Below are 18,812 nucleotides of genomic sequence, written 5' to 3' on the forward strand. Positions count from 1 at the left end.
CCGGACGAAGACTTCGGTCGCGGGGGTAAATGGAGCCTTTCGCCCTTCGTCGGGCACACGCGCCCGCGTCGGCGCCGATCCCGGCCGCTCGAATCAGGCCGACCCGACGTTCGGCGGCCCTTGCCGAGGGAGGGGCGCAGGGTGTTGATGCCGGCATGCCCGACCTGTTCGCAACCGCCGGCCTCGATGCGTCGGCGCCCCGCCCGCTCGCCGACCGGCTCCGGCCCGGCACGCTCGCCGAGGTCGTCGGCCAGGATCACCTCACCGGCCCGGACGGCGCGCTGACGCGGTTGCTGCGTGGGCGGACCTTCGGCTCGCTGGTGTTCTGGGGACCGCCCGGCACCGGCAAGACGACGGTGGCGCGCCTGCTCGCGCACGAGACCGACCTGCATTTCGAGCAGATCTCGGCGATCTTCTCCGGCGTGCCCGACCTGCGCAAGGTGTTCGAGGCCGCGCGCAAGCGCCGGGCGACGGGGCAGGGGACGCTGCTCTTCGTCGACGAGATCCACCGCTTCAACCGGGCGCAGCTCGACGCCTTCCTGCCGGTGATGGAGGACGGGACGGTGACGCTCGTGGGGGCGACCACCGAGAACCCGTCTTTCGAGCTCAACGCAGCGCTGCTGTCGCGCGCCCGCGTCCTGCTGTTCCGCGCGCTCGACGACGGCGCCATCGCCAAGCTGATCGCGCGGGCGGAGGACCTGACGGGCCAGGCGCTGCCGCTCACCGAGGAGGCGCGCGGCGTGCTCGTGCGCATGGCCGACGGCGACGGGCGCGCGGCGCTGACCCTGTGCGAGGAGGTCTGGCGCTCCGCCAAGCCCGACGAGATCCTCGACGCGGAGGTGCTGCAGACGCTCGTCCAGCGCCGCGCGCCGATCTACGACAAGGCGCAGGAGGGCCACTACAACCTGATCAGCGCGCTGCACAAGACGGTGCGCGGCTCGGACCCGGACGCGGCCCTGTACTATCTCTGCCGCATGCTCGACGGCGGCGAGGACCGCCTGTTCATCGCCCGCCGGCTGGTGCGGATGGCGGTGGAGGATATCGGGCTCGCCGACCCGCAGGCGCTGGTGATCACCACCGCCGCCAAGGACGCGTTCGACTTCCTCGGCAGCCCCGAGGGCGAGCTCGCCCTGGCGCAGGCGGTGATCTACCTCGCCTGCGCCCCGAAATCGAACGCCGCCTACGAGGCCTACAAGGCCGCGACCCGCATCGCCAAGGAGCACGGCTCGCTGCCGCCGCCGCGCACCATCCTCAACGGCTCGACCAAGCTGATGAAACGGCTCGGCTACGGCGAGGGCTACCGCTACGACCACGACGAGCCGGAGGCGTTCTCGGGGCAGGATTACTGGCCGGAACGGCTTGGCCGCCAGCACCTCTACGCGCCGACCGACCGCGGCATGGAGAGCCGCTACCGCGACCGGCTCGCCCACTGGGAGCAGCTTCGGAAAGCGCGGCGCGAGGAGGGATGAGCGCCGGCATGGACGTCCTCCTGAAAGGCGTGGCCGGCGGCCTCGTGACGATGGCGATCGTGCTGGCCTCGCGCCGCGGCAACGTCCTGCCCGGCATCCTGCCGCTGGCGCCGACCTTCGCGATCATCGCGCTGCTCGCGGTCGGGGCGAAGGGCGAGGCCGGCGCCTTCCGCGAGACCTGCCTCGCGGGCGTCCGCACGATTCCCGCCTACCTCGTCTTCCTCGCCGTGGCGTGGTGGCTCGGCGGGTTCTGCGACCATCGCGTCGCCCTCCTCGGCGGGCTTTGTGCATGGCTGCTGGCCGCGCTCGCGATCTTCCTCGCACCGCGCTGGCTGTGAACGCTGGACCGGGGGCCCGCCAGCCTGTAGGGCACCCGCCCCCCGACCCTTCGCGAAAGACAAAGACCCGATGGCGGCCTGCGGCCTCGATTTCGGCACGTCGAACACGACCCTCGGACACCGCGCCGCGCCGGGTCCGCGCCTTGTCCCGCTGGAGGGGCGCCACGTCACCATCCCGAGCGCGATCTTCTTCGAGCCGAACCGCGAGGCGGTGATCGGCCGGGCGGCGACCGAGGCCTATGTCGAGGGCACGCCGGGCCGGATGATGCGCAGCCTCAAGTCGGTGCTGGGCTCCGGCCTGATCGTGGAGACGACCCCGGTCGGGCGCGAGCGCGTGCGCTTCCGCGACGTGATCGGGCGCTACCTCGCCGCGGTGAAGGCGCGAGCCGAGACCGCGGCCGGCGAGACCTTCGACACGGTGGTGCACGGGCGCCCGGTCCACTTCGTCGACGGCGACGCCGAGGGCGACCGCCGGGCCGAGGACACCCTCCGCGAGATCGCCGAGAGCATCGGCTTCCGCCACGTCTCGTTCCAGTACGAGCCGATCGCCGCGGCGCTCGACCACGAGCAGAGCGTCCGCAGCGAGGAGATCGCGCTGATCGCCGACATCGGCGGCGGCACCTCGGACTTCTCGATCGTGCGGCTGTCGCCCGAGCGGCATGCCAAGGCGGAGCGGGCCGACGACATCCTCGCCAACGACGGCGTCCGCATCGGCGGCACCGACTTCGACCGCTTCCTCAGCCTCGGCACGGTGATGCCGCTGCTCGGCCTCGGCAGCCCGATGAAGCGCCCCGAGCTCTCGGTGCCGAACGCCTATTTCCACGACCTCGCCACGTGGTCGAGCATCAACCGGCTCTACAACGCCAAGACCCTGCGCGAGATCGCCGAGATCATCCGCGACGGCGCGCGTCCGGACCTCGTCGAGCGCCTGCGCACGGTGGTCGAGCTGGAGCGCGGGCATTCGCTCGCCATCGCCGTCGAGGGCGCCAAGATCGCCGCCTCGAACGACGGCGCCTCCGAGGTCGATCTCGATTGGGTCGAGCCGGGCCTGGCGGCCTCGGTCGACCGGACGGCCCTCGTGTCCCACACCGAACCGCTGGCGGTGCGGATCTCCGAGCGGGTTGGGCGCTGCCTCGCCCAGGCGGGCTTGCGCGCGGACCGGATCGATTCGCTGTTCCTCACCGGCGGCTCCACCGGCCTGCCGCATGTCCGCCAAGGTCTGACGTCCTGCCTGCCCGGCGCCCGCGTCGTCGAGGGCGACACCTTCGGCTCGGTCGGCATCGGTCTCACCATCGAGGCGATCCGCCGGGCGGCCTGAGCCGCGACGCCGGCCTGCCGTGCGGCGAGGGCGAATTGTCGCCGCCGCGGGCGGGTGCTAACGCCCTCGCATGACAGGCAATCCACCACGCGGCGGCGGCTCGGCCGGGAAAGGCTCCGGCCGGGGCCCGGACAAGGGCGCAGGCAAGACCGTCGGCAAGGGCTCCGGCCGTCCGCCCGCCGCGAAGTCCGCGGCCGGCAAAGCCGCGGCCGGAAAGGCCGCCTTCGGCAAGAGCGCGAGCCGCGGCCCCCGCGCCGGCGGTCCCGGGAAGCCGCGATTCGGCCGGCCCGAGCGCGCCGGCACCGGTCCGCGCAGCTCGGCGCTGGACGCGGCCCAGCGCGCCGCGCAGCTTCGCGGCGACGACGCGACCGGACGGTCGCCCTGGGGCGAGGTCGAGGGGGCCGAGCCGGCCCCCCGGCCTGCCCGCGCGCCGCGGCGCCCGGCGCCGGAGGAGCACGCCTCGACGGAGCAGACCCGCGCCGAGGCGTCCCGTACCAAGCCGGCGATCGCGCGGGCGACCCGTCCGCGGCCGGCCGACGAGATGCCGGCGCCCCTCGCCGAGGGACCGACCCGGCGCCAGCAGCGCGCGGCGGCCTCGGCGACGCTGGCGTCCGGCGTGCAGACGCTGACCGTCGAGACCGACGAGGCCGGGATGCGGATCGACCGCTTCCTCACCGCGCGGTTCCCGCAGCTGCCCTTCGCCCGGGTCCAGAGCATCGTCCGCAAGGGCGAGCTGCGGGTCGACGGCAAGCGCGCCAAGCCCAACGACCGGCTCGAGCCGGGCATGGCGGTGCGGGTGCCGCCGCTCAAGCTCGACCAGCCCGCCGACCGGCCGCGCAACCCGGTGCGGGACCAGAACGACGCCGAGTTCATCCGCTCGCTGATCCTCTACGAGGACGCGGACATGATGGTGCTGAACAAACCGTTCGGCCTGGCGGTCCAGGGCGGTTCGGGCACCGTCCGGCACGTGGACGGGCTGCTCGAGGCGCTGGCCGGCCCAGACGGGCAGAAGCCGCGCCTCGTCCACCGCCTCGACAAGGACACCGCCGGCTGCCTGATCGTCGCCAAGACCCGGGTCGCGGCGGCGACGCTCGCCAAGAGCTTCCGCTCGCGGGCGGCCCGGAAGATCTACTGGGCGCTCACCGCCGGCGTGCCGCGCACGCCGCAGGGCCGGGTCTCGACCTACCTCGTCAAGGAGGAGCCGACCGATGCCGACGCCCGCATGCGGATCGCCCAGCACGGCGAGGAGGGCGCCACCCACGCGCTGACCTACTACGCCACCGTCGACCAGGCGGCGCAGAAGGTGTCGTGGCTGTCGTTCAAGCCGGTGACCGGGCGGACGCACCAATTGCGGGCGCATGCCGCCCATATCGGGCATCCGATCGTCGGCGACCCGAAATACTTCTCGGTCGAGAACTGGGCGCTGCCCGGCGGCATCCAGAACCGGCTCCACCTGCTCGCCCGCCGGATCGTGATCCCGCATCCGCGCACCGGCAAGCCGATCGACGTGAGCGCGCCGCTGCCGCCGCACATGGCCCAGAGCTGGAACCTGCTCGGTTTCGATGCCGCGCGCTACGACCCGATCGTCGACGCGCCGGAGGCGTGAGGCCAAGCGTTCGTGATCGCGGCGGCGCCCGGCCGTCGTGCACCGCGCGGGCCGCGAGGGTTGGCAACCGCCCCACGAGGCTCATATCCTCGAAGTGCATTGGGCCGGCGGCCATCCGCCCTGGGCACCCGGCCGACATCGACCCTCGTGGTGAGACCTGATCGACATGAAGCTCACGACGCTGGCCTGCCTCGCCGCCCTCGGCCTGCTCGGCCCCGAGACGCTGGCGACGGCCGCGCCCGCGGCGCCCCCGAGCGCGCAGGCGCAGCCGTCGCTGGGCCGCGCGGGGCCGCCCAGCGCCCGCAGCGGCGACAAGCGGCGGCGTTCGTACGCCGCGTGCAACCGCGCCTCGCATGCGCGCGCGCTCCACGGCGGCAGGCGGCGCCGATTCCTGATCCGGTGCAAGCTCGGCTACGAGCGGCCGCGCACCCCGTCGGCGGCGCAGCAGCAGGCGGCCCCGACGGCCGCATCGGCTCCCGCGACGGCGCCCGCGTCGGCCCCGCCGACGCCATCGGCGCCGGCTCCCGCGGAGCGCAGGCCGTGAGGCGGCCCTGCCGTCCCGGCACGTGAAGCTCGTCGTCTTCGACGTCGACGGCACCCTGGTCGACAGCCAGCATTTGATCGTCGCCGCGCAGGGCACGGCGTTCGCCGAGAATGGGCTTCCGGCGCCGAGCCGCGCCGAATCGCTCTCCGTGGTCGGCCTCTCGCTGCCGCAGGCGTTCCGGCGCCTCGTCGGGGACGACGGCCCGGTCGCCGAGCTGTCCGAGAGCTACAAGCGTGCGTTCAACGCCCTCCGGCTCGACCCGGACTACGAGGAGCCGCTGTTTCCCGGCATGGGCGAGCTGATCGCGCGGCTGCACGCCCGCGACGACGTGCGGCTCGGCATCGCCACCGGCAAGTCGCGGCGCGGCGTCGACCACCTCGTCGCCTTCAACGGCTGGGAAGGGTGGTTCGCCACCACCCAGACCGCCGACGACGCACCCTCGAAGCCCGATCCCGCGATGCTGCTCCAGGCGATGGCGGAGGCGGGCGTCGGCCCGTCGGCGACCGTGATGGTCGGGGACACCAGCTACGACATGGCGATGGCGGTGGCGGCGGGCGCCGCGGCCATCGGCGTCGCCTGGGGCTATCATGCCGCCGGCGCCCTGTTCGGCGCCGGCGCCGTGACTGTCGTGGACACGGCCTCGGCTCTCGGCGACCTGTTCCGGGACGGGTCCGGCGGCTGATCGGGCTCGCGAAACCGCACCCGATCGCCTATCTCCGAACCATGAGCGACGACGTCACGCAAGACTGGCTGGGCCAGCCCTCCGACACCCCGCGCCCCGACCCGATGCGGGCGGTGCGCGACCACGGCAAGCCGGTGCTGCCGAAGCGCTTCTACAAGGAGACCGGGTTCGCGGAGGGCGCGGGCGGCTTCCGCCTGACGCTGGACGGACGCCCGGCCAACACGCCGGCGCGCAACCCGCTGGCGGCGCCGACGCGGGCGCTGGCCGAGCGCCTCGCCGCCGAGTGGGCGGCGCAGGGCGAGACCATCGATCCGGCCAGGATGCCGTTTACCCGGCTGATCAACACCGCGATCGACGGCGTCGCCCCGCGCATGGCGGCGGTGGCCGAGGATCTGTGGCTCTACGCCGGCACCGACCTCGTCGCCTATCGCGCCGGCTCGCCCGAGCGCCTGGTCGCGGCGCAAGCCGAAGCCTGGGACCCGATCGTCGCGTGGGCGCGCGAGGCGCTGGGCGCCCGGCTGATCCTGAGCGAGGGCGTGATGCACGTCGCGCAGCCGGAGGATTCGGTCGCGGCCCTGCGCCGGGCGGTGTCGGCGATCGACGACCCGTTCCGGCTCGCCGCCTTCCACACCCTGACGACCTTGGGCGGCTCTCTGCTGATCGCGCTGGCAGTGCTCGCCGGCCGCCTCACCGCGGAGGAGGGTTGGGACGCGGCCCATGTCGACGAGACCTACCAGGCTGCCGTCTGGGGCGCCGACGAGGATGCCGCGACCCGGCTCGCCGGACGCAAGGTCGAGTTCCTGGCCGCGGCCGAGGTGGCGGCGCTCGCGCGCTGAGCGAAGTGGTCGCGCTGGCGCGCCCGGCGAGGTGGCGGGCCAGGCTTTGCCGGAGCGGTCGCGCACCGGAAAATTCGCCTTGTCGCCTCGCCAAATCAGGTTCAATTCCCCGGCGCGGAACCGCGTGCTAAGGCGCTTCGAAGCTTGAGCGGGCCGGCCTCCTCGGCCAGCTTAGGCAAGACAAGACTCTTCCGACGCCCGAGGCAGGACCGCTCGACCCATGAAGGACATTCTGGAAAAGCTCGAGGAGCGCCGGTCGCTCGCCCGCCTCGGCGGCGGCGAGAAGCGGGTCGACGCCCAGCACAAGCGCGGCAAGCTCACGGCGCGCGAGCGCATCGAGCTCCTGCTCGACCACGGGTCGTTCGAAGAGTTCGACATGTTCGTGCAGCACCGCTCGACCGATTTCGGAATGGAGAAGCAGAAGATCCCCGGCGACGGCGTCGTCACCGGCTGGGGCACGGTCAACGGCCGCACCGTGTTCCTGTTCTCGAAGGACTTCACCGTGTTCGGCGGCTCGCTCTCCGAGACGCACGCGCAGAAGATCATCAAGGTCCAAGACATGGCCCTGAAGATGCGCGCCCCGATCATCGGCATCTTCGATGCCGGCGGCGCGCGCATCCAGGAGGGCGTGGCGGCCCTCGGCGGCTACGGCGAGGTGTTCCGGCGCAACGTCGCGGCGTCCGGCGTCATCCCGCAGATCTCGGTGATCATGGGGCCGTGCGCGGGCGGCGACGTCTACTCGCCGGCGATGACAGACTTCATCTTCATGGTCCGCGACACGAGCTACATGTTCGTCACGGGCCCCGACGTGGTGAAGACCGTCACCAACGAGGTCGTCACCGCGGAAGAGCTCGGCGGGGCCAAGGTCCACACCACGAAGTCGTCGATCGCCGACGGCGCGTTCGAGAACGACGTCGAGGCAATCCTCCAGATCCGCCGGCTGCTCGACTTCCTCCCGGCCAACAACATCGACGGCGTGCCGGAGATCGAGAGCTTCGACGACCCGCTGCGGCTCGACAAGTCGCTCGACACGCTGATCCCGGACAACCCGAACAAGCCCTACGACATGGGCGAGCTGATTCGCCGGGTCGTCGACGAGGGCGACTTCTTCGAGATCCAGGCGGCCTACGCCCGCAACATCATGACCGGCTTCGGCCGGATCGAGGGCCGCACGGTCGGGTTCGTGGCCAACCAGCCGATGGTGCTGGCGGGCGTCCTCGACTCGGACGCCTCGCGCAAGGCCGCCCGCTTCGTGCGCTTCTGCGACGCCTTCTCGATCCCGATCGTGACCTTCGTCGACGTTCCGGGCTTCCTGCCGGGCACCGCGCAGGAATACGGCGGCCTGATCAAGCACGGCGCCAAGCTGCTGTTCGCCTACTCCCAGGCGACGGTGCCGCTGGTGACGATCATCACGCGAAAGGCCTTCGGCGGCGCCTACGACGTGATGGCCTCCAAGCACGTCGGCGCCGACCTGAACTACGCCTGGCCGACCGCGCAGATCGCGGTGATGGGCGCCAAGGGCGCCGTCGAGATCATCTTCCGCAGCGAGCTCGGCGACACCGACAAGATCGCCGCGCGCACCGGCGAGTACGAGGACCGCTTCCTGTCGCCGTTCGTGGCGGCCGAGCGCGGCTACATCGACGAGGTGATCATGCCGCATTCCACCCGCAAGCGCATCGCGCGGGCGCTGGGCATGCTGCGCACCAAGGAGATGGAGCAGCCCTGGAAGAAGCACGACAACATCCCGCTCTGAGGGCGGGAGGCAACGAGGTGCGGGTCGTCGACCGCACCGCGAAGGCACGTCTTGTGATACTGGCTGCTGATATCATATGAAGCTCGGCGGACGGCATCGGACGACGCTGGCGGCGATCTTCGCCGACCCCGTGTGCTCGGGTGTCGTCTGGTCCGACATCGAGTCCCTGATGAGCGCGTGCGGCGCGGAGATCACGGAAGGCCGCGGGTCGCGGATCCGGGTGGCCCTGCACGGGGTGCGGGCGGTGTTTCACCGGCCTCATCCGCAGAAGGAGACGGACAAGGGCGCGGTCAAGTCGGTGCGACGCTTCCTGATCGAGGCTGGAGTCACGCCATGACGACGATGCAGTATCGGAACTACGAAGCCTCCGTCGAATACGATGCGGAAGCCGATATCTTTCACGGCGAGGTCTTGGATCTCCGCGACGTGATCACGTTCCAGGGCCGGTCCGTCGACGAGCTGAAGCAGGCGCTCGCCGACAGCGTCGAGGATTACCTAGCCTTCTGCGCCGAGCGCGGGGAAGAGCCGGAGAAGGCCTTTTCCGGGCAGTTCGTGGTGCGCGTCGAGCCGGGCCTGCATCGCGCGCTGGTCTCGTCGGCACGCCGGGCCGGAATCAGCCTCAACAAGTGGGTCGCCCGCACGTTGGAGCAGGCGGCCGATTGAGGCGGCCCTCCGCGCTCAGCTCCGGTCGCTGTGCTCGATCACGGCGCACATCGTCAGGGGGCCCTTGTCGGTGCCCGAGACGGAGCAGGTGATGCGGGCGCCGCCGGCGTCGACGTTGCTGTGGCGCAGGCGGCTCGCCGCCTCGCGGGCCTTGTGGGCCGCCGCCTCGATCACGTCGGCCGCGATGCCGGTGACGGCGTGGCCGGCCTTGCCGAACAGGGCGTAGTAGCCGTCGGGCGGGGCGTCGCCGCGGAACTGCGCGCCGACCGACGAGAGCTGCGGGCCGCCGCAGGACAGCGTCAGGGTGGTGCCGTCGCCGGCCGTGAAGTTGGCGAAGTCGGCGCTGCGGTTGCCGGGACTCGCCGTCGTCGCCTTGGCGACCTTGTCGATCAGGTCGCCGCATTCGTCGGCGAGCGCCGGGACGGGCAGGGCGAGGATGAGGCCGACGAGGAGCGCGCGCATGCCGAGAACGTAGCGTGCGTGCGCGAAACGGCCAGCGCCGGCGCGTGAGGCGTCTCGCCGCTCAGGCGGTGGGCGCCGGGCTCGACCCGAGCTCGAGCAGAACGATCTCGGGCGGCACGCCGAGGCGGACCGGGATGCGGCTGACGCCGAACCCGCCCGAGACGATCATGTGGCGCCCGTCGGTGACGACGTGGCCGTAGGAATAGTCGTGCCCGTGGATCGGGCGGATCGCCGGCGAACGGCCGAGCAGGCGGATCTGGCCGCCATGGGTGTGCCCAGCAAGCGTCAGCGACACCCGCTCCGGCACGTCGACGAAGGCGTCCGGCTCGTGGATCATCAGGATCACCGGCGCCGCGTCGGTCACCTTGGCCATCGTCGCGGGCAGGTCGTCGCGACCGCTGTCGTCGTCGAAGACCAGGAACGGCTGCTGGTCGCCCAGCCCCGCGATCCAGAACGGGTGCCCGTCCTTGGAAAGGCGCAGCGCGTCGTTCTCCATCACCGGGATGCCGACCGCCTGAAGCACGCGGCGTGCTTCCGGCACGCCGCCGCGGGCCGCCTGAGCGGCCGCGTCGTCCCACCAATCGTGATTGCCAAGGATCGAGTAGGTGCCGAGCGGCGCGCGCAGGCCCGCAACGAGCCGCGCGAACTCGGGCAGCGGCACGCGTTTCCAGGCGATGCGGCCGGCGGCCGGATAGTCGCCGAGCATGAGGATCAGGTCGGGCGACAGCGCGTTCGTCGCGTCGACGATCTCGGCGACGCGGTCGAGCGGCATGAACGGCTCGCAGACGTGGAAGTCGGCGAGCACCGCGACCTTGAGGGCGAGCCCCGGCGTCCAATCCAGCAGGCGCGGGGCGTAGCGGGTCACCACGAGGCGATGCAGCGGCTCGACGCCGAAGGCGTAGGCGCCGGTCGAAAGCCCCGCCGCAGCGAAGGTGCCGCCGATTCCGGTCAGGACCTGCCTGCGGCTCGGCAGGATCAGCATGGAAGCCTCGGGTTCGCGTCTGTCGGGCGCTCCTAGCGCGGCACTCCGGCGAAAGCGCGGCGCGGGCTGGGAGCGGGCGACGATGACGCGAACCCGTCGAGAAAGTCTGAACCGAACCGTCGGGAACGGGGCGGTTCGCGCGATCGGTCAGTCGATCGGCGCATCCTCGTGCACGATGCCGAGCACGCCCTTGCGGTTGGTCCGCGGGGCGACCTTGCCGGCCGGCTTCACCGAGTGGGCGGCGGCGGCGAGCGCCGGAAGCGCGAGGGGACGGAAGCCGTAGCGGGCCTCGGCCTGGTCCATCTGCCGGCGCTCGGGCTCGTGAGCCTGGGCCTGCATCTCCGAACCTTGCATCGCATCGGGGGCGTACATGGGTTTGCGTCCTGTGGTCGTTCGCGTGACGGTCGCGCCGTCGCTTCGTGCCCCCACGCCGCTCCAGGGCGGTGGCGGGCGATTCGAGATCATCCCCCGGGTCCTGAGCCGGCGGATGAACGATAAGGGTGCAGCCGGGATGAACGCAGGCTTAAGAAAGCGCTGCCGCGTCGCAGCATTCCAGGGGGCGCAGTACGGTGCTAGAGGGATGGCATCGCCTCCAGCCCTTCGGCGCGGATCCACGCCGCGGTCCGGTCGAGCGCCCGTGTCAGGCGGTCGAACAGGGCGTCGATCTCGTCCGCGGTGATGATCAGCGGCGGGCAGACGGCGATGCGGTCGCCCATCAGGAAGCGCACGATCAGCCCTTCCGCTTGCGCGAAGGCGACGCAGCGGGCGGCCACCCCGGCCTTCGGCTCGTACTGCCGGCGCGAGGCCTTGTCGGCGACGATCTCGAGCCCGCCGATCAGGCCGAGGCCGCGCGCCTCGCCGACGATCGGGTGCTCGGCCAACGCGGACAGCCGCGCCTGGAAGTGCGGCGCCTTCGCCGCCACGCCCTCGACGATGCGCTCGCGCTTGTAGATCTCGATGGTCTTCAGGGCGACGGCGCAGGCGACCGGGTGGCCGGAATAGGTGGTGCCGTGCCCGAAGGTGCCGATCTTCCGGCTCTGCTCGCGCATCGCCTCGTAGAGCGGCTCGTCGATCGAGACGCCGCCGAGCGGCACGTAGCCCGAGGTCAGGGCCTTGGCGAAGGAGAGTGTGTCCGGCCGCATCCCCAGCGCCTCGCTGCCGAACCAGGTGCCGAGGCGGCCGAAGCCGCAGATCACCTCGTCGGCGATGAAGCGCACGTCGTAGCGGGCGAGCACCGCCTGGATCGCCGCGAAGTAGCCCTCCGGCGGGACGATGGCGCCGCCGGCGCCCATCACCGGCTCGGCGACGAAGGCGGCCACCGTCTCCGGCCCCTCGCGCAGGATCGTGGCCTCGAGCTCGTCGGCCAGCCGCTGCGAGAACGCCGCCTCCGTCTCGCCGGGCTCGGCAAACCGGTAGACGTGCGGGCAGCCGACATGGAGGAAGCCCGGCAGCGGCAGGTCCCAGTCGGTGTGGTTGGCCGGCAGCCCGGTCATCGAGGCGGTGGCGATGGTGACGCCGTGATAGCCGCGCTGGCGCCCGATGATCTTCTTCTTCTTCGGCCGGCCCAGCGCATTGTTCAGGTACCAGGCCAGCTTGACCTGCGTGTCGTTCGCCTCCGATCCCGACGAGGTGAAGAAGATCTTCGAGGTCGGGACCGGCATCAGCTCCTTCAGCACCTCGGCCAGCTCGATCGCCGGATCGTGGCTGCGGCCGGAGAACAGGTGGGTGAACGGGAGCTTGCCCATCTGCGCGCGGGCGGCCTCGACGAGCTCGCCGTTGGAGTAGCCGAGCGCCGTGCACCACAGCCCCGCCATGCCCTCGATGTAGGGGCGGCCTTCCGTGTCGTAGACGTGGACGCCCTCGCCGCGCTCGAGCACCAGCGGCCCGGCGCCCCGGTGCGCATCGAGATTGGTGTAGGGGTGGATCAGGGTTTCGACGTCGCGGACGGCGAGGTTCGAGAGCATGCGGGCGATCCGGTGCTGTGGCGCGTAGGCCCGCCACACTACCGACCCGATGCGGGCTCAGGTACCCCGGCAGAACCGCGCGGCCTCGGCCGGGCCCCTTTCGTAACCGCGAAGCCTCGACGCGATGCTCGATCCCGCCACCATCGTCGCGATGCCGGCCCCCGGCCGCGCCTGCGGCGCCTGCACGCTGTGCTGCAAGGTCTACGACGTGCCCGCGGTCGAGAGCGTCGCCGGGCAATGGTGCCGCCACACCCGGGCAGGGCGCGGCTGCGCGATCCACGCCGACCGGCCCGACCATTGCCGCGCCTTCCACTGCCTGTGGATGACGGAGAGCTGGCTCGGCCCCGAGTGGAAGCCCGACCGCGCCAAGATGGTGCTTAGCCTCGATCCGGTGAACCGCAACATGAACGTGCAGGTCGACCCCGGCCAGCCGAAGGCGTGGACGCGCGAGCCGTATTACGGGCAGCTGAAGGCCTGGGCCGCGGCCTCGCTGCCGATGAAGCGCCACGTGCTGGTCCACCTCAACAAGGCGACGACGGTGGTGCTGCCGGACCGGGACGTGCCGCTCGGGACCCTGACGCCCGACGACCGCATCACCATGCGCGAGCGCATGGGCCCGCACGGCCCGACCTTCGACATCGCGGTCGTCCGCGCCGCCTGAGGGCAACCGTCGATCGGGCGCCTTTAACCCCTCCGCAACCATACCGCGCGATAAATCCGCGACCGCCATCCTCGTACCGGAACCAGCCGGGAGGATCGTCGGGCGTGGCTTTTCCAGTACGGGTCGGTTCGGCGTGGGCACGAGACGAGGACGACGCGGACGGGGCCTCATCGGGCTCGGCACCGCCTTCACGCCCTGGATGGCCGGCCTCGGGCTGCTGGTCTCCTTCACGGCGAGCGCCGGCACCGAGACCAGCTTCGGGTCGAGCCGGCTGACCGAGAGCGACGCACGCCTGGTCCCGGCCCTGCCGGCCGGCACCGTGCTGATCGGCGCGAGCCTGCGCCGCGACGGCGCCGGCGCCCTCCTCACCATCGAGCGGGCGGACGCCGTCCGCGCCCGGCGCCGGGTCGGCGACGCGCCGCTGCAGGCCGATCTCAAGGCCGAGGCGCGGGTGTTCCCGATCGTGCAGCGCGGCGGCAAGGGCGATCCGGCGCGCGCGCCGGGCCCGAGCTTCGAGCGCACCGCGGCATCGTTGCGCGAAGCCGGCACGTCGCTGCTCTTCGCCAACCTCACCGGCAACGTCACCGGCCTGCTGACGCCGGGGACCGCCACCTGGAACCCGGACCTCGAGCCGGACGCCGGCTTCGTCCCCGTCCCCGATCTCGGGCTCGGGCGCGCCGACACGGGCACGCCCGGCGACGACGACGCGATCGCCGAAGCCGCGGAGGAACGCCGCGACGACGGCTCGACGCCGCCGGTGCCGCGCGCGGTCGCCCTGTCGTCGACGACGCCGGCGCCGGCCGACGCGACGCCGGTCGAGGTCGCCTCGGCCAGCCTGATGCTGCCGGGCCTCACCATCCGCACCGACCGGACGGAGCCGCCGGTGGCGCAATCGGTCCCCGAGGACGCCCGCCATCGCTACGCCGACCTGATCGGGCCGGACGCCATGGACAAGGAGCAGCGCTGCCTTGCCGAGGCCGTGTACTTCGAATCGCGCAGCGAGCCCGAGGCCGGCCAGGCCGCCGTCGCCCAGGTGGTGCTGAACCGCGTGAAGAGCGGGCTCTACCCGTCGAACGTCTGCGGCGTCGTTTACCAGAACCGACACCGCTACATGGGCTGCCAGTTCTCCTTCGCCTGCGAGGGCAAGGCCCTGCGCATCACCGATTCGGGCTCGTGGGCCACCGCCACCCGCATCGCGCAGTCGGTGATCGAGGGGCGCACCTACCTCGCCGAGGTCGGCGACGCGACGCACTACCATGCCGACTACGTCAAGCCGGGCTGGTCGCGGCGCCTGCGCAAGATGGACGTCATCGGCCGGCACATCTTCTACGAGCTCAAGCCCGGGCAGACGTAGGATTCGAGGACAACCAAAATTCTGCAATTCAATTCATCGAGGATTTACTTACGTAGACGGTAACTACGTACTCCGGATCGAGGGTTAATTTTACCCTACTTTCGGATAGCGCTTGCTTGTACAGCAACCCGACGGCCTCTTGAGCGTCGAGATGTGCGCGCCCTTCGCGTCATCCCTTTCGTTCCGCGTATCAGAGGAAGCCGTCATGACCGCGCCGGTCGCCCGAAACACCCTGCTCTTGGCCGCCCTCGCCGGTGCCGTCCTCGTCGCATCGCCCGCTTCGGCCGGCGGCTGCTACGGCTCCGAATGCTACCGCCACGTCTCGACCCCGCCGGTGTTCGACACCGTGCAGGAGAACGTGCTGGTGCGGCCGCCCCGCACGATCTACCGCACCACGCCGCCGGTCTACGACACCGTGTCGGAGCGGGTGATGGTCTCGCCCGGCGGCCGGACCTGGCAGACCCGGCGCGGGCCCTACGGCGAGCTGATCGGCTGCTGGGTCACCACCCCGCCGCAGTTCACGGTGGAGCACCGCCGCGTGCTGGTGCAGCCGGCCCAGTCGATCCCCGAGACGATCCCGCCGGAATACGCCAGCGTCAGCCGCCGCGTCCTCGTCGCGCCGGCCCGCTCGGGCTGGGTGCCGGTCGGGGGCGGCTACGGTGGCGGCTACCAGGGCGTCGGCTACGGCGGGCCGCGGTTCGGCTCGATCCCGGACGCGCTCGGCATCGCCGGCGCGAGCTCGGCCGATATCGGCGTCGGCCTCGGCTTCTCCTCGGGCAGCCTCTACGACGGCTACTGAGAGCCTCCGCCCGCATCGCCCCGCCGGAGCCCGACCCTCCGGCGGGTTGATTTCGCGCCGCTCCCGCCACAGGTCCCCCGAACGCATCGGGAGGCGAGCATGGCGCGGTTCAAGGCTTGGGTGATCGAGAAGGGCGAGGCCGGCCAGAGCCTGTCCTTCACCGATTTCGACGAGGCCGACCTGATGGACGGCGACGTCACCGTCCGCGTCACCCATTCGTGCCTGAACTACAAGGACGGGCTGGCGATGACCGGCGCGTCGCCGGTGGTGCGCCGTTTCCCGATGATCCCCGGCATCGACTTCTCGGGCGTCGTCGAGGCCTCCGACCACCCCGACTACAAGCCCGGCGACGCGGTGGTTCTCACCGGCTGGGGCGTCGGCGAGACGCATCTGGGCGCCTATGCCGAGAAGGCGCGGGTGAAGGGCGATTGGCTGGTGCCGCTGCCCGCCGGCCTGTCGCCGGAGCAGGCGATGGCGATCGGCACCGCCGGCTACACCGCGATGCTCTGCCTGATGGCGCTCGACGCCCACGGCCTGACCCCGAAGGACGGTCCCGCCCTGGTCACCGGCGCCTCGGGCGGCGTCGGCTCGGTCGCGGTCGCGCTGCTGGCGCGAGCCGGCTGGCACGTGATGGCCTCGACCGGGCGCGCCGGGGAAGCGGAGTATCTCAAGTCCCTCGGCGCCGCCGAGATCGTCGACCGCGACGAGCTCAGCAAGCCCGGCAAGCCGCTCGGCAAGGAGCGCTGGGCCGTGGCCGTCGACGCCGTCGGCTCGACGACGCTCGCCAACGTGCTCGCCCAGACCAAGGCCGACGGAGCGGTCGCCGCCTGCGGCCTGGCGCAGGGCATGGACCTGCCGACCTCGGTCGCCCCCTTCATCCTGCGCGGCGTGTCGCTGCTGGGCATCAACAGCGTGACCACGCCGCAGGCGAAGCGGCGCGCCGCCTGGGCGCGGCTGGCCGACGAGCTCGACCTGCAGAAGCTTGCGGCGATGACGAACCGCGTCGGCCTCGCCGAGGTCGGCAGGCTCGGAGCCGACATCCTCTCGGGCAAGATCCGCGGCCGGACGGTGGTCGAGATCGGCTGACGCGCGACGCCGAACGCCGACCGCCCCGGCGATGAGTCGGCTTCGGGACGGAACCGCGGCGCAAGCCGGGGCATTCTCGACCCATGAGCAGTGCATTCGTTCGCGAGAAGGAGGGCGGGGAAGCCTTCGAGGACCTCCCCGACCGCCCGATCTCCCCCCACACCAACTTCGTCACCCCGGCGGGGCTCGCGCAGATCGAGCAGGAGGTCGCGCGCCTCCAGGCCGAGCAGGCCCAGCTGACGCCCGACGACAAGGCCGATACCGCCCGCGTCACGCGCGACCTGCGCTACTGGACCACGCGGCTCGGCACGGCCCAGCTCGTCGAGACGGTCGAGGGCGACACCGTGCATTTCGGCTCGACGGTGACCGTGCGGCGCGAGGACGACACCCGCCAGACCTTCCACATCGTCGGCGAGGACGAGGCCGATCCGGCCAAGGGCTCGATCGCCTACGTCGCCCCGCTCGCCAAAGCGATCACCGGCAAGAGCGTCGGCGACGTCGTCGAGGTGAACGGGCAGGAAGTCGAGATCACCGAGATCAAGGCCGGCTGACCGTCGGTTCGTCCCGCCCGGCTAAGCCGTTCCGTCGTTCGCCGTACGGCCCTCGATGACCGGGCGCAGCGCGACGACCGCATCGCCGACGAAATCCATGAAGGCCCGGACCCGCACCGAATGGCGCAGATCCGGGTGCGTCAGCATCCACAGGCCGTCGGCGAAGTGGGGATCGGGTGGCCGCAGCCGGCGCAAACCTGGTTGCCGATCGGCGCTGAGGCAGGGCAGCAGGCCGATGCCGATGCCGGCCTCCACAGCCTCGCACAGGCCGGCGACCGTGTTCAGCTGCATCACGATGCGGTCCGGGTCACCGTGCTCGGCGACGAAGCGCAGGAACCTGCCGTCGCCGACCTGCTCCGACGGCGCCACCCAATCCGCACGCCGCGGGTCGCGATCCGTATCGTCGGCGCGGCCGTAGAGGGCCCAACCGACGGTCGAGAGGCGGCGCCCGAACAGGTTCTGCGGCGGGTCGTTGCTGGCGCGGACCGCCACGTCGGCATCGCGGCGCGAGAGATTCAGCGCGTCGTCGGACACCACAACGTCGAGGCGGATCCCCGGGCAACGGGTGCGAAAATCGGCGAGGATCGGCATCAGCAGGTCGGTGACCAGGCCCGACGGCGCGGTGATGCGGAGAAGGCCGGTCGGTTCCGAGGCGCGCCCGGCGACGTCGCGGGCGAAACGCGCGGCGGTCTCCTCCATCGCGCCGGCCGCCTCGACCATCGCCATCCCGGCCTGCGTCGCCGCGTAGCCCGCACGCGAGCGCTCGAACAGGCGTGCGCCGACGGACGCCTCGATCGCCGCGAGGCGCCGAAACGCGGTCGAGTGGTTGATGCCGAGGCGTGCGGCGGCCGCGGTCAATCCGCCATGGTCGGCGATGGCCTTCACCAGCCGAAAGTCGTCCCAGGGCGTCGCCATCCATCGACCTTGCATTCACGCAAGATCGTTCTTGCAGATCGGGGCATTTGCGCAAAGCCCGGCGGGTACGATCTTCGGGCGAGCGCGAGGCGGCCGCCGATCCCGGCATCGCCGCCCGGCCATGCGAACGGAAGCCGACGATGACGAAGATCCTGGTGCTGTACTATTCGTCCTGGGGCCACGTGGAGCAGCTCGCCCACGCCGCCGCCGAGGGCGCGCGCGAGACCGGCGCCGAGGTGCACGTGAAGCGCGTGCCCGAGCTGGTGCCGGAGGAGGTCGCCAAGCAATCGCATTACAAGCTCGACCAGCCGGCCCCGATCGCGAAGCCCGAAGAGCTGGCCGACTACGACGCGATCATCTTCGGCACGCCGACCCGCTACGGCAACATGGCCGCGCAGATGAAGCAGTTCATCGACCAGACCGGCGGCCTCTGGGCGACGGGCGCCCTCGTCGGCAAGGTCGGCTCGGTGTTCACCTCCACCGGCTCGCAGCATGGCGGGCAGGAGACCACGATCACCAGCTTCCACACCGTCCTGCTGCACCACGGCATGGTGATCGTCGGGCTTCCCTACTCGTTCAAGGGGATGAGCGACGTGCAAACGGTGTCGGGCGGCACGCCCTACGGCGCCAGCACCATCGCCGGCGGCGACGGCTCGCGCCAGCCGATCGCGATCGAGCTCGAGGGGGCGAAGTTCCAGGGCCGGCACGTGGCCGGGATCGCCGCCAAGCTGGCGGGCTGACGCCGTCGAGGGCCGGGGCGGTTCGCTGCCTCGGCCCGCCGCTGCCGGAAAAGCGCAAGAAAAAAGGCTCGGATTGCTCCGAGCCTGGA

General features: G+C 71.7%; 21 protein-coding genes. 16 read left to right on the forward strand and 5 right to left on the reverse strand.

What is annotated here, in order from left to right; genetic code table 11:
* The first annotated feature begins 155 nt into the window (after positions 1-155).
* The 10 genes from ACFZ8E_RS09670 (at position 156) to ACFZ8E_RS09715 (ending at position 9,209) form a co-directional block, all read left to right on the forward strand.
* Positions 156-1,469: a replication-associated recombination protein A gene (locus ACFZ8E_RS09670; RefSeq protein WP_147728137.1), complete on the forward strand. Its 1,314-nt coding sequence runs from the start codon at positions 156-158 to the stop codon at positions 1,467-1,469.
* 8 nt (positions 1,470-1,477) lie between these two features.
* On the forward strand, positions 1,478-1,807 hold the full coding sequence (locus ACFZ8E_RS09675) for a GlpM family protein (protein ID WP_405042680.1): 330 nt from the start codon (positions 1,478-1,480) through the stop codon (positions 1,805-1,807).
* 70 nt (positions 1,808-1,877) lie between these two features.
* Positions 1,878-3,125, forward strand: coding sequence for an Hsp70 family protein (locus ACFZ8E_RS09680; protein WP_405042681.1), 1,248 nt, complete (start codon positions 1,878-1,880; stop codon positions 3,123-3,125).
* Positions 3,126-3,195: 70 nt separating this feature from the next.
* Positions 3,196-4,731 (forward strand): RluA family pseudouridine synthase, encoded by a 1,536-nt coding sequence (locus ACFZ8E_RS09685; RefSeq protein WP_405042682.1) that lies wholly within the window; start codon positions 3,196-3,198, stop codon positions 4,729-4,731.
* A 166-nt stretch (positions 4,732-4,897) separates the two neighbouring features.
* Positions 4,898-5,275 carry a hypothetical protein gene (locus ACFZ8E_RS09690; protein ID WP_405042683.1) on the forward strand — a complete coding sequence of 126 codons (378 nt, stop codon included), beginning with the start codon at positions 4,898-4,900 and terminating at the stop codon, positions 5,273-5,275.
* A 22-nt stretch (positions 5,276-5,297) separates the two neighbouring features.
* Positions 5,298-5,957, forward strand: a complete 660-nt coding sequence (locus tag ACFZ8E_RS09695; protein WP_243949530.1) for an HAD-IA family hydrolase — start codon at positions 5,298-5,300, stop codon at positions 5,955-5,957.
* 41 nt (positions 5,958-5,998) lie between these two features.
* Positions 5,999-6,793, forward strand: a complete 795-nt coding sequence (locus ACFZ8E_RS09700; protein ID WP_405042684.1) for an ATP12 family chaperone protein — start codon at positions 5,999-6,001, stop codon at positions 6,791-6,793.
* A gap of 220 nt (positions 6,794-7,013) precedes the next feature.
* The gene (locus ACFZ8E_RS09705; RefSeq protein WP_147727895.1) at positions 7,014-8,546 is read left to right on the forward strand and encodes an acyl-CoA carboxylase subunit beta; all 1,533 of its coding nucleotides are present in this window, start codon (positions 7,014-7,016) and stop codon (positions 8,544-8,546) included.
* 76 nt (positions 8,547-8,622) lie between these two features.
* Positions 8,623-8,883, forward strand: coding sequence for a type II toxin-antitoxin system HicA family toxin (locus ACFZ8E_RS09710; RefSeq protein WP_243949527.1), 261 nt, complete (start codon positions 8,623-8,625; stop codon positions 8,881-8,883).
* On the forward strand, positions 8,880-9,209 hold the full coding sequence (locus ACFZ8E_RS09715) for a type II toxin-antitoxin system HicB family antitoxin (RefSeq protein WP_147727897.1): 330 nt from the start codon (positions 8,880-8,882) through the stop codon (positions 9,207-9,209). The genes ACFZ8E_RS09710 and ACFZ8E_RS09715 overlap by 4 nt, the downstream gene beginning before the upstream one ends.
* Before the next feature lie 15 nt (positions 9,210-9,224).
* Here the strand turns inward: ACFZ8E_RS09715 and ACFZ8E_RS09720 are convergent, their stop codons facing one another.
* The 4 genes from ACFZ8E_RS09720 to ACFZ8E_RS09735 form a co-directional block, all read right to left on the reverse strand.
* The gene (locus tag ACFZ8E_RS09720; RefSeq protein ID WP_147843707.1) at positions 9,225-9,671 is read right to left on the reverse strand and encodes an ABC transporter ATPase; all 447 of its coding nucleotides are present in this window, start codon (positions 9,669-9,671) and stop codon (positions 9,225-9,227) included.
* 61 nt (positions 9,672-9,732) lie between these two features.
* A complete protein-coding gene (locus ACFZ8E_RS09725; RefSeq protein WP_405042685.1) occupies positions 9,733-10,653 on the reverse strand; it encodes a metallophosphoesterase in 921 nt (306 codons plus the stop codon).
* A 147-nt stretch (positions 10,654-10,800) separates the two neighbouring features.
* Positions 10,801-11,025, reverse strand: a complete 225-nt coding sequence (locus ACFZ8E_RS09730) for a hypothetical protein (RefSeq protein WP_147843706.1) — start codon at positions 11,023-11,025, stop codon at positions 10,801-10,803.
* 200 nt (positions 11,026-11,225) lie between these two features.
* Complete coding sequence (locus ACFZ8E_RS09735) at positions 11,226-12,617, reverse strand: aminotransferase (RefSeq protein WP_147859561.1); 1,392 nt, start codon at positions 12,615-12,617, stop codon at positions 11,226-11,228.
* A gap of 124 nt (positions 12,618-12,741) precedes the next feature.
* On the opposite strand from ACFZ8E_RS09735, the gene ACFZ8E_RS09740 reads away from it, so the two are divergent.
* From ACFZ8E_RS09740 to greA, 5 genes are all read left to right on the forward strand, one after another.
* Positions 12,742-13,278, forward strand: a complete 537-nt coding sequence (locus ACFZ8E_RS09740; RefSeq protein ID WP_147843704.1) for a hypothetical protein — start codon at positions 12,742-12,744, stop codon at positions 13,276-13,278.
* A gap of 199 nt (positions 13,279-13,477) precedes the next feature.
* Positions 13,478-14,632, forward strand: a complete 1,155-nt coding sequence (locus tag ACFZ8E_RS09745; RefSeq protein WP_147862922.1) for a cell wall hydrolase — start codon at positions 13,478-13,480, stop codon at positions 14,630-14,632.
* Positions 14,633-14,837: 205 nt separating this feature from the next.
* Positions 14,838-15,431 (forward strand): hypothetical protein, encoded by a 594-nt coding sequence (locus ACFZ8E_RS09750; protein WP_405042686.1) that lies wholly within the window; start codon positions 14,838-14,840, stop codon positions 15,429-15,431.
* Between the two features lie 99 nt (positions 15,432-15,530).
* Complete coding sequence (locus ACFZ8E_RS09755) at positions 15,531-16,517, forward strand: MDR family oxidoreductase (protein WP_405042687.1); 987 nt, start codon at positions 15,531-15,533, stop codon at positions 16,515-16,517.
* An 83-nt stretch (positions 16,518-16,600) separates the two neighbouring features.
* Positions 16,601-17,068: a transcription elongation factor GreA gene (gene greA, locus ACFZ8E_RS09760; protein ID WP_405042688.1), complete on the forward strand. Its 468-nt coding sequence runs from the start codon at positions 16,601-16,603 to the stop codon at positions 17,066-17,068.
* Positions 17,069-17,089: 21 nt separating this feature from the next.
* Here greA and ACFZ8E_RS09765 read toward each other — a convergent pair whose 3' ends face one another.
* Positions 17,090-17,983 carry a LysR family transcriptional regulator gene (locus ACFZ8E_RS09765; protein ID WP_243949519.1) on the reverse strand — a complete coding sequence of 298 codons (894 nt, stop codon included), beginning with the start codon at positions 17,981-17,983 and terminating at the stop codon, positions 17,090-17,092.
* A gap of 140 nt (positions 17,984-18,123) precedes the next feature.
* On the opposite strand from ACFZ8E_RS09765, the gene wrbA reads away from it, so the two are divergent.
* Complete coding sequence (wrbA, locus tag ACFZ8E_RS09770) at positions 18,124-18,723, forward strand: NAD(P)H:quinone oxidoreductase (RefSeq protein ID WP_147728527.1); 600 nt, start codon at positions 18,124-18,126, stop codon at positions 18,721-18,723.
* The last annotated feature ends 89 nt before the right edge of the window (positions 18,724-18,812 follow it).

The organism is Methylobacterium sp. HMF5984 (assembly GCF_045033435.1).
Classification (GTDB): Bacteria; Pseudomonadota; Alphaproteobacteria; order Rhizobiales; family Beijerinckiaceae; genus Methylobacterium.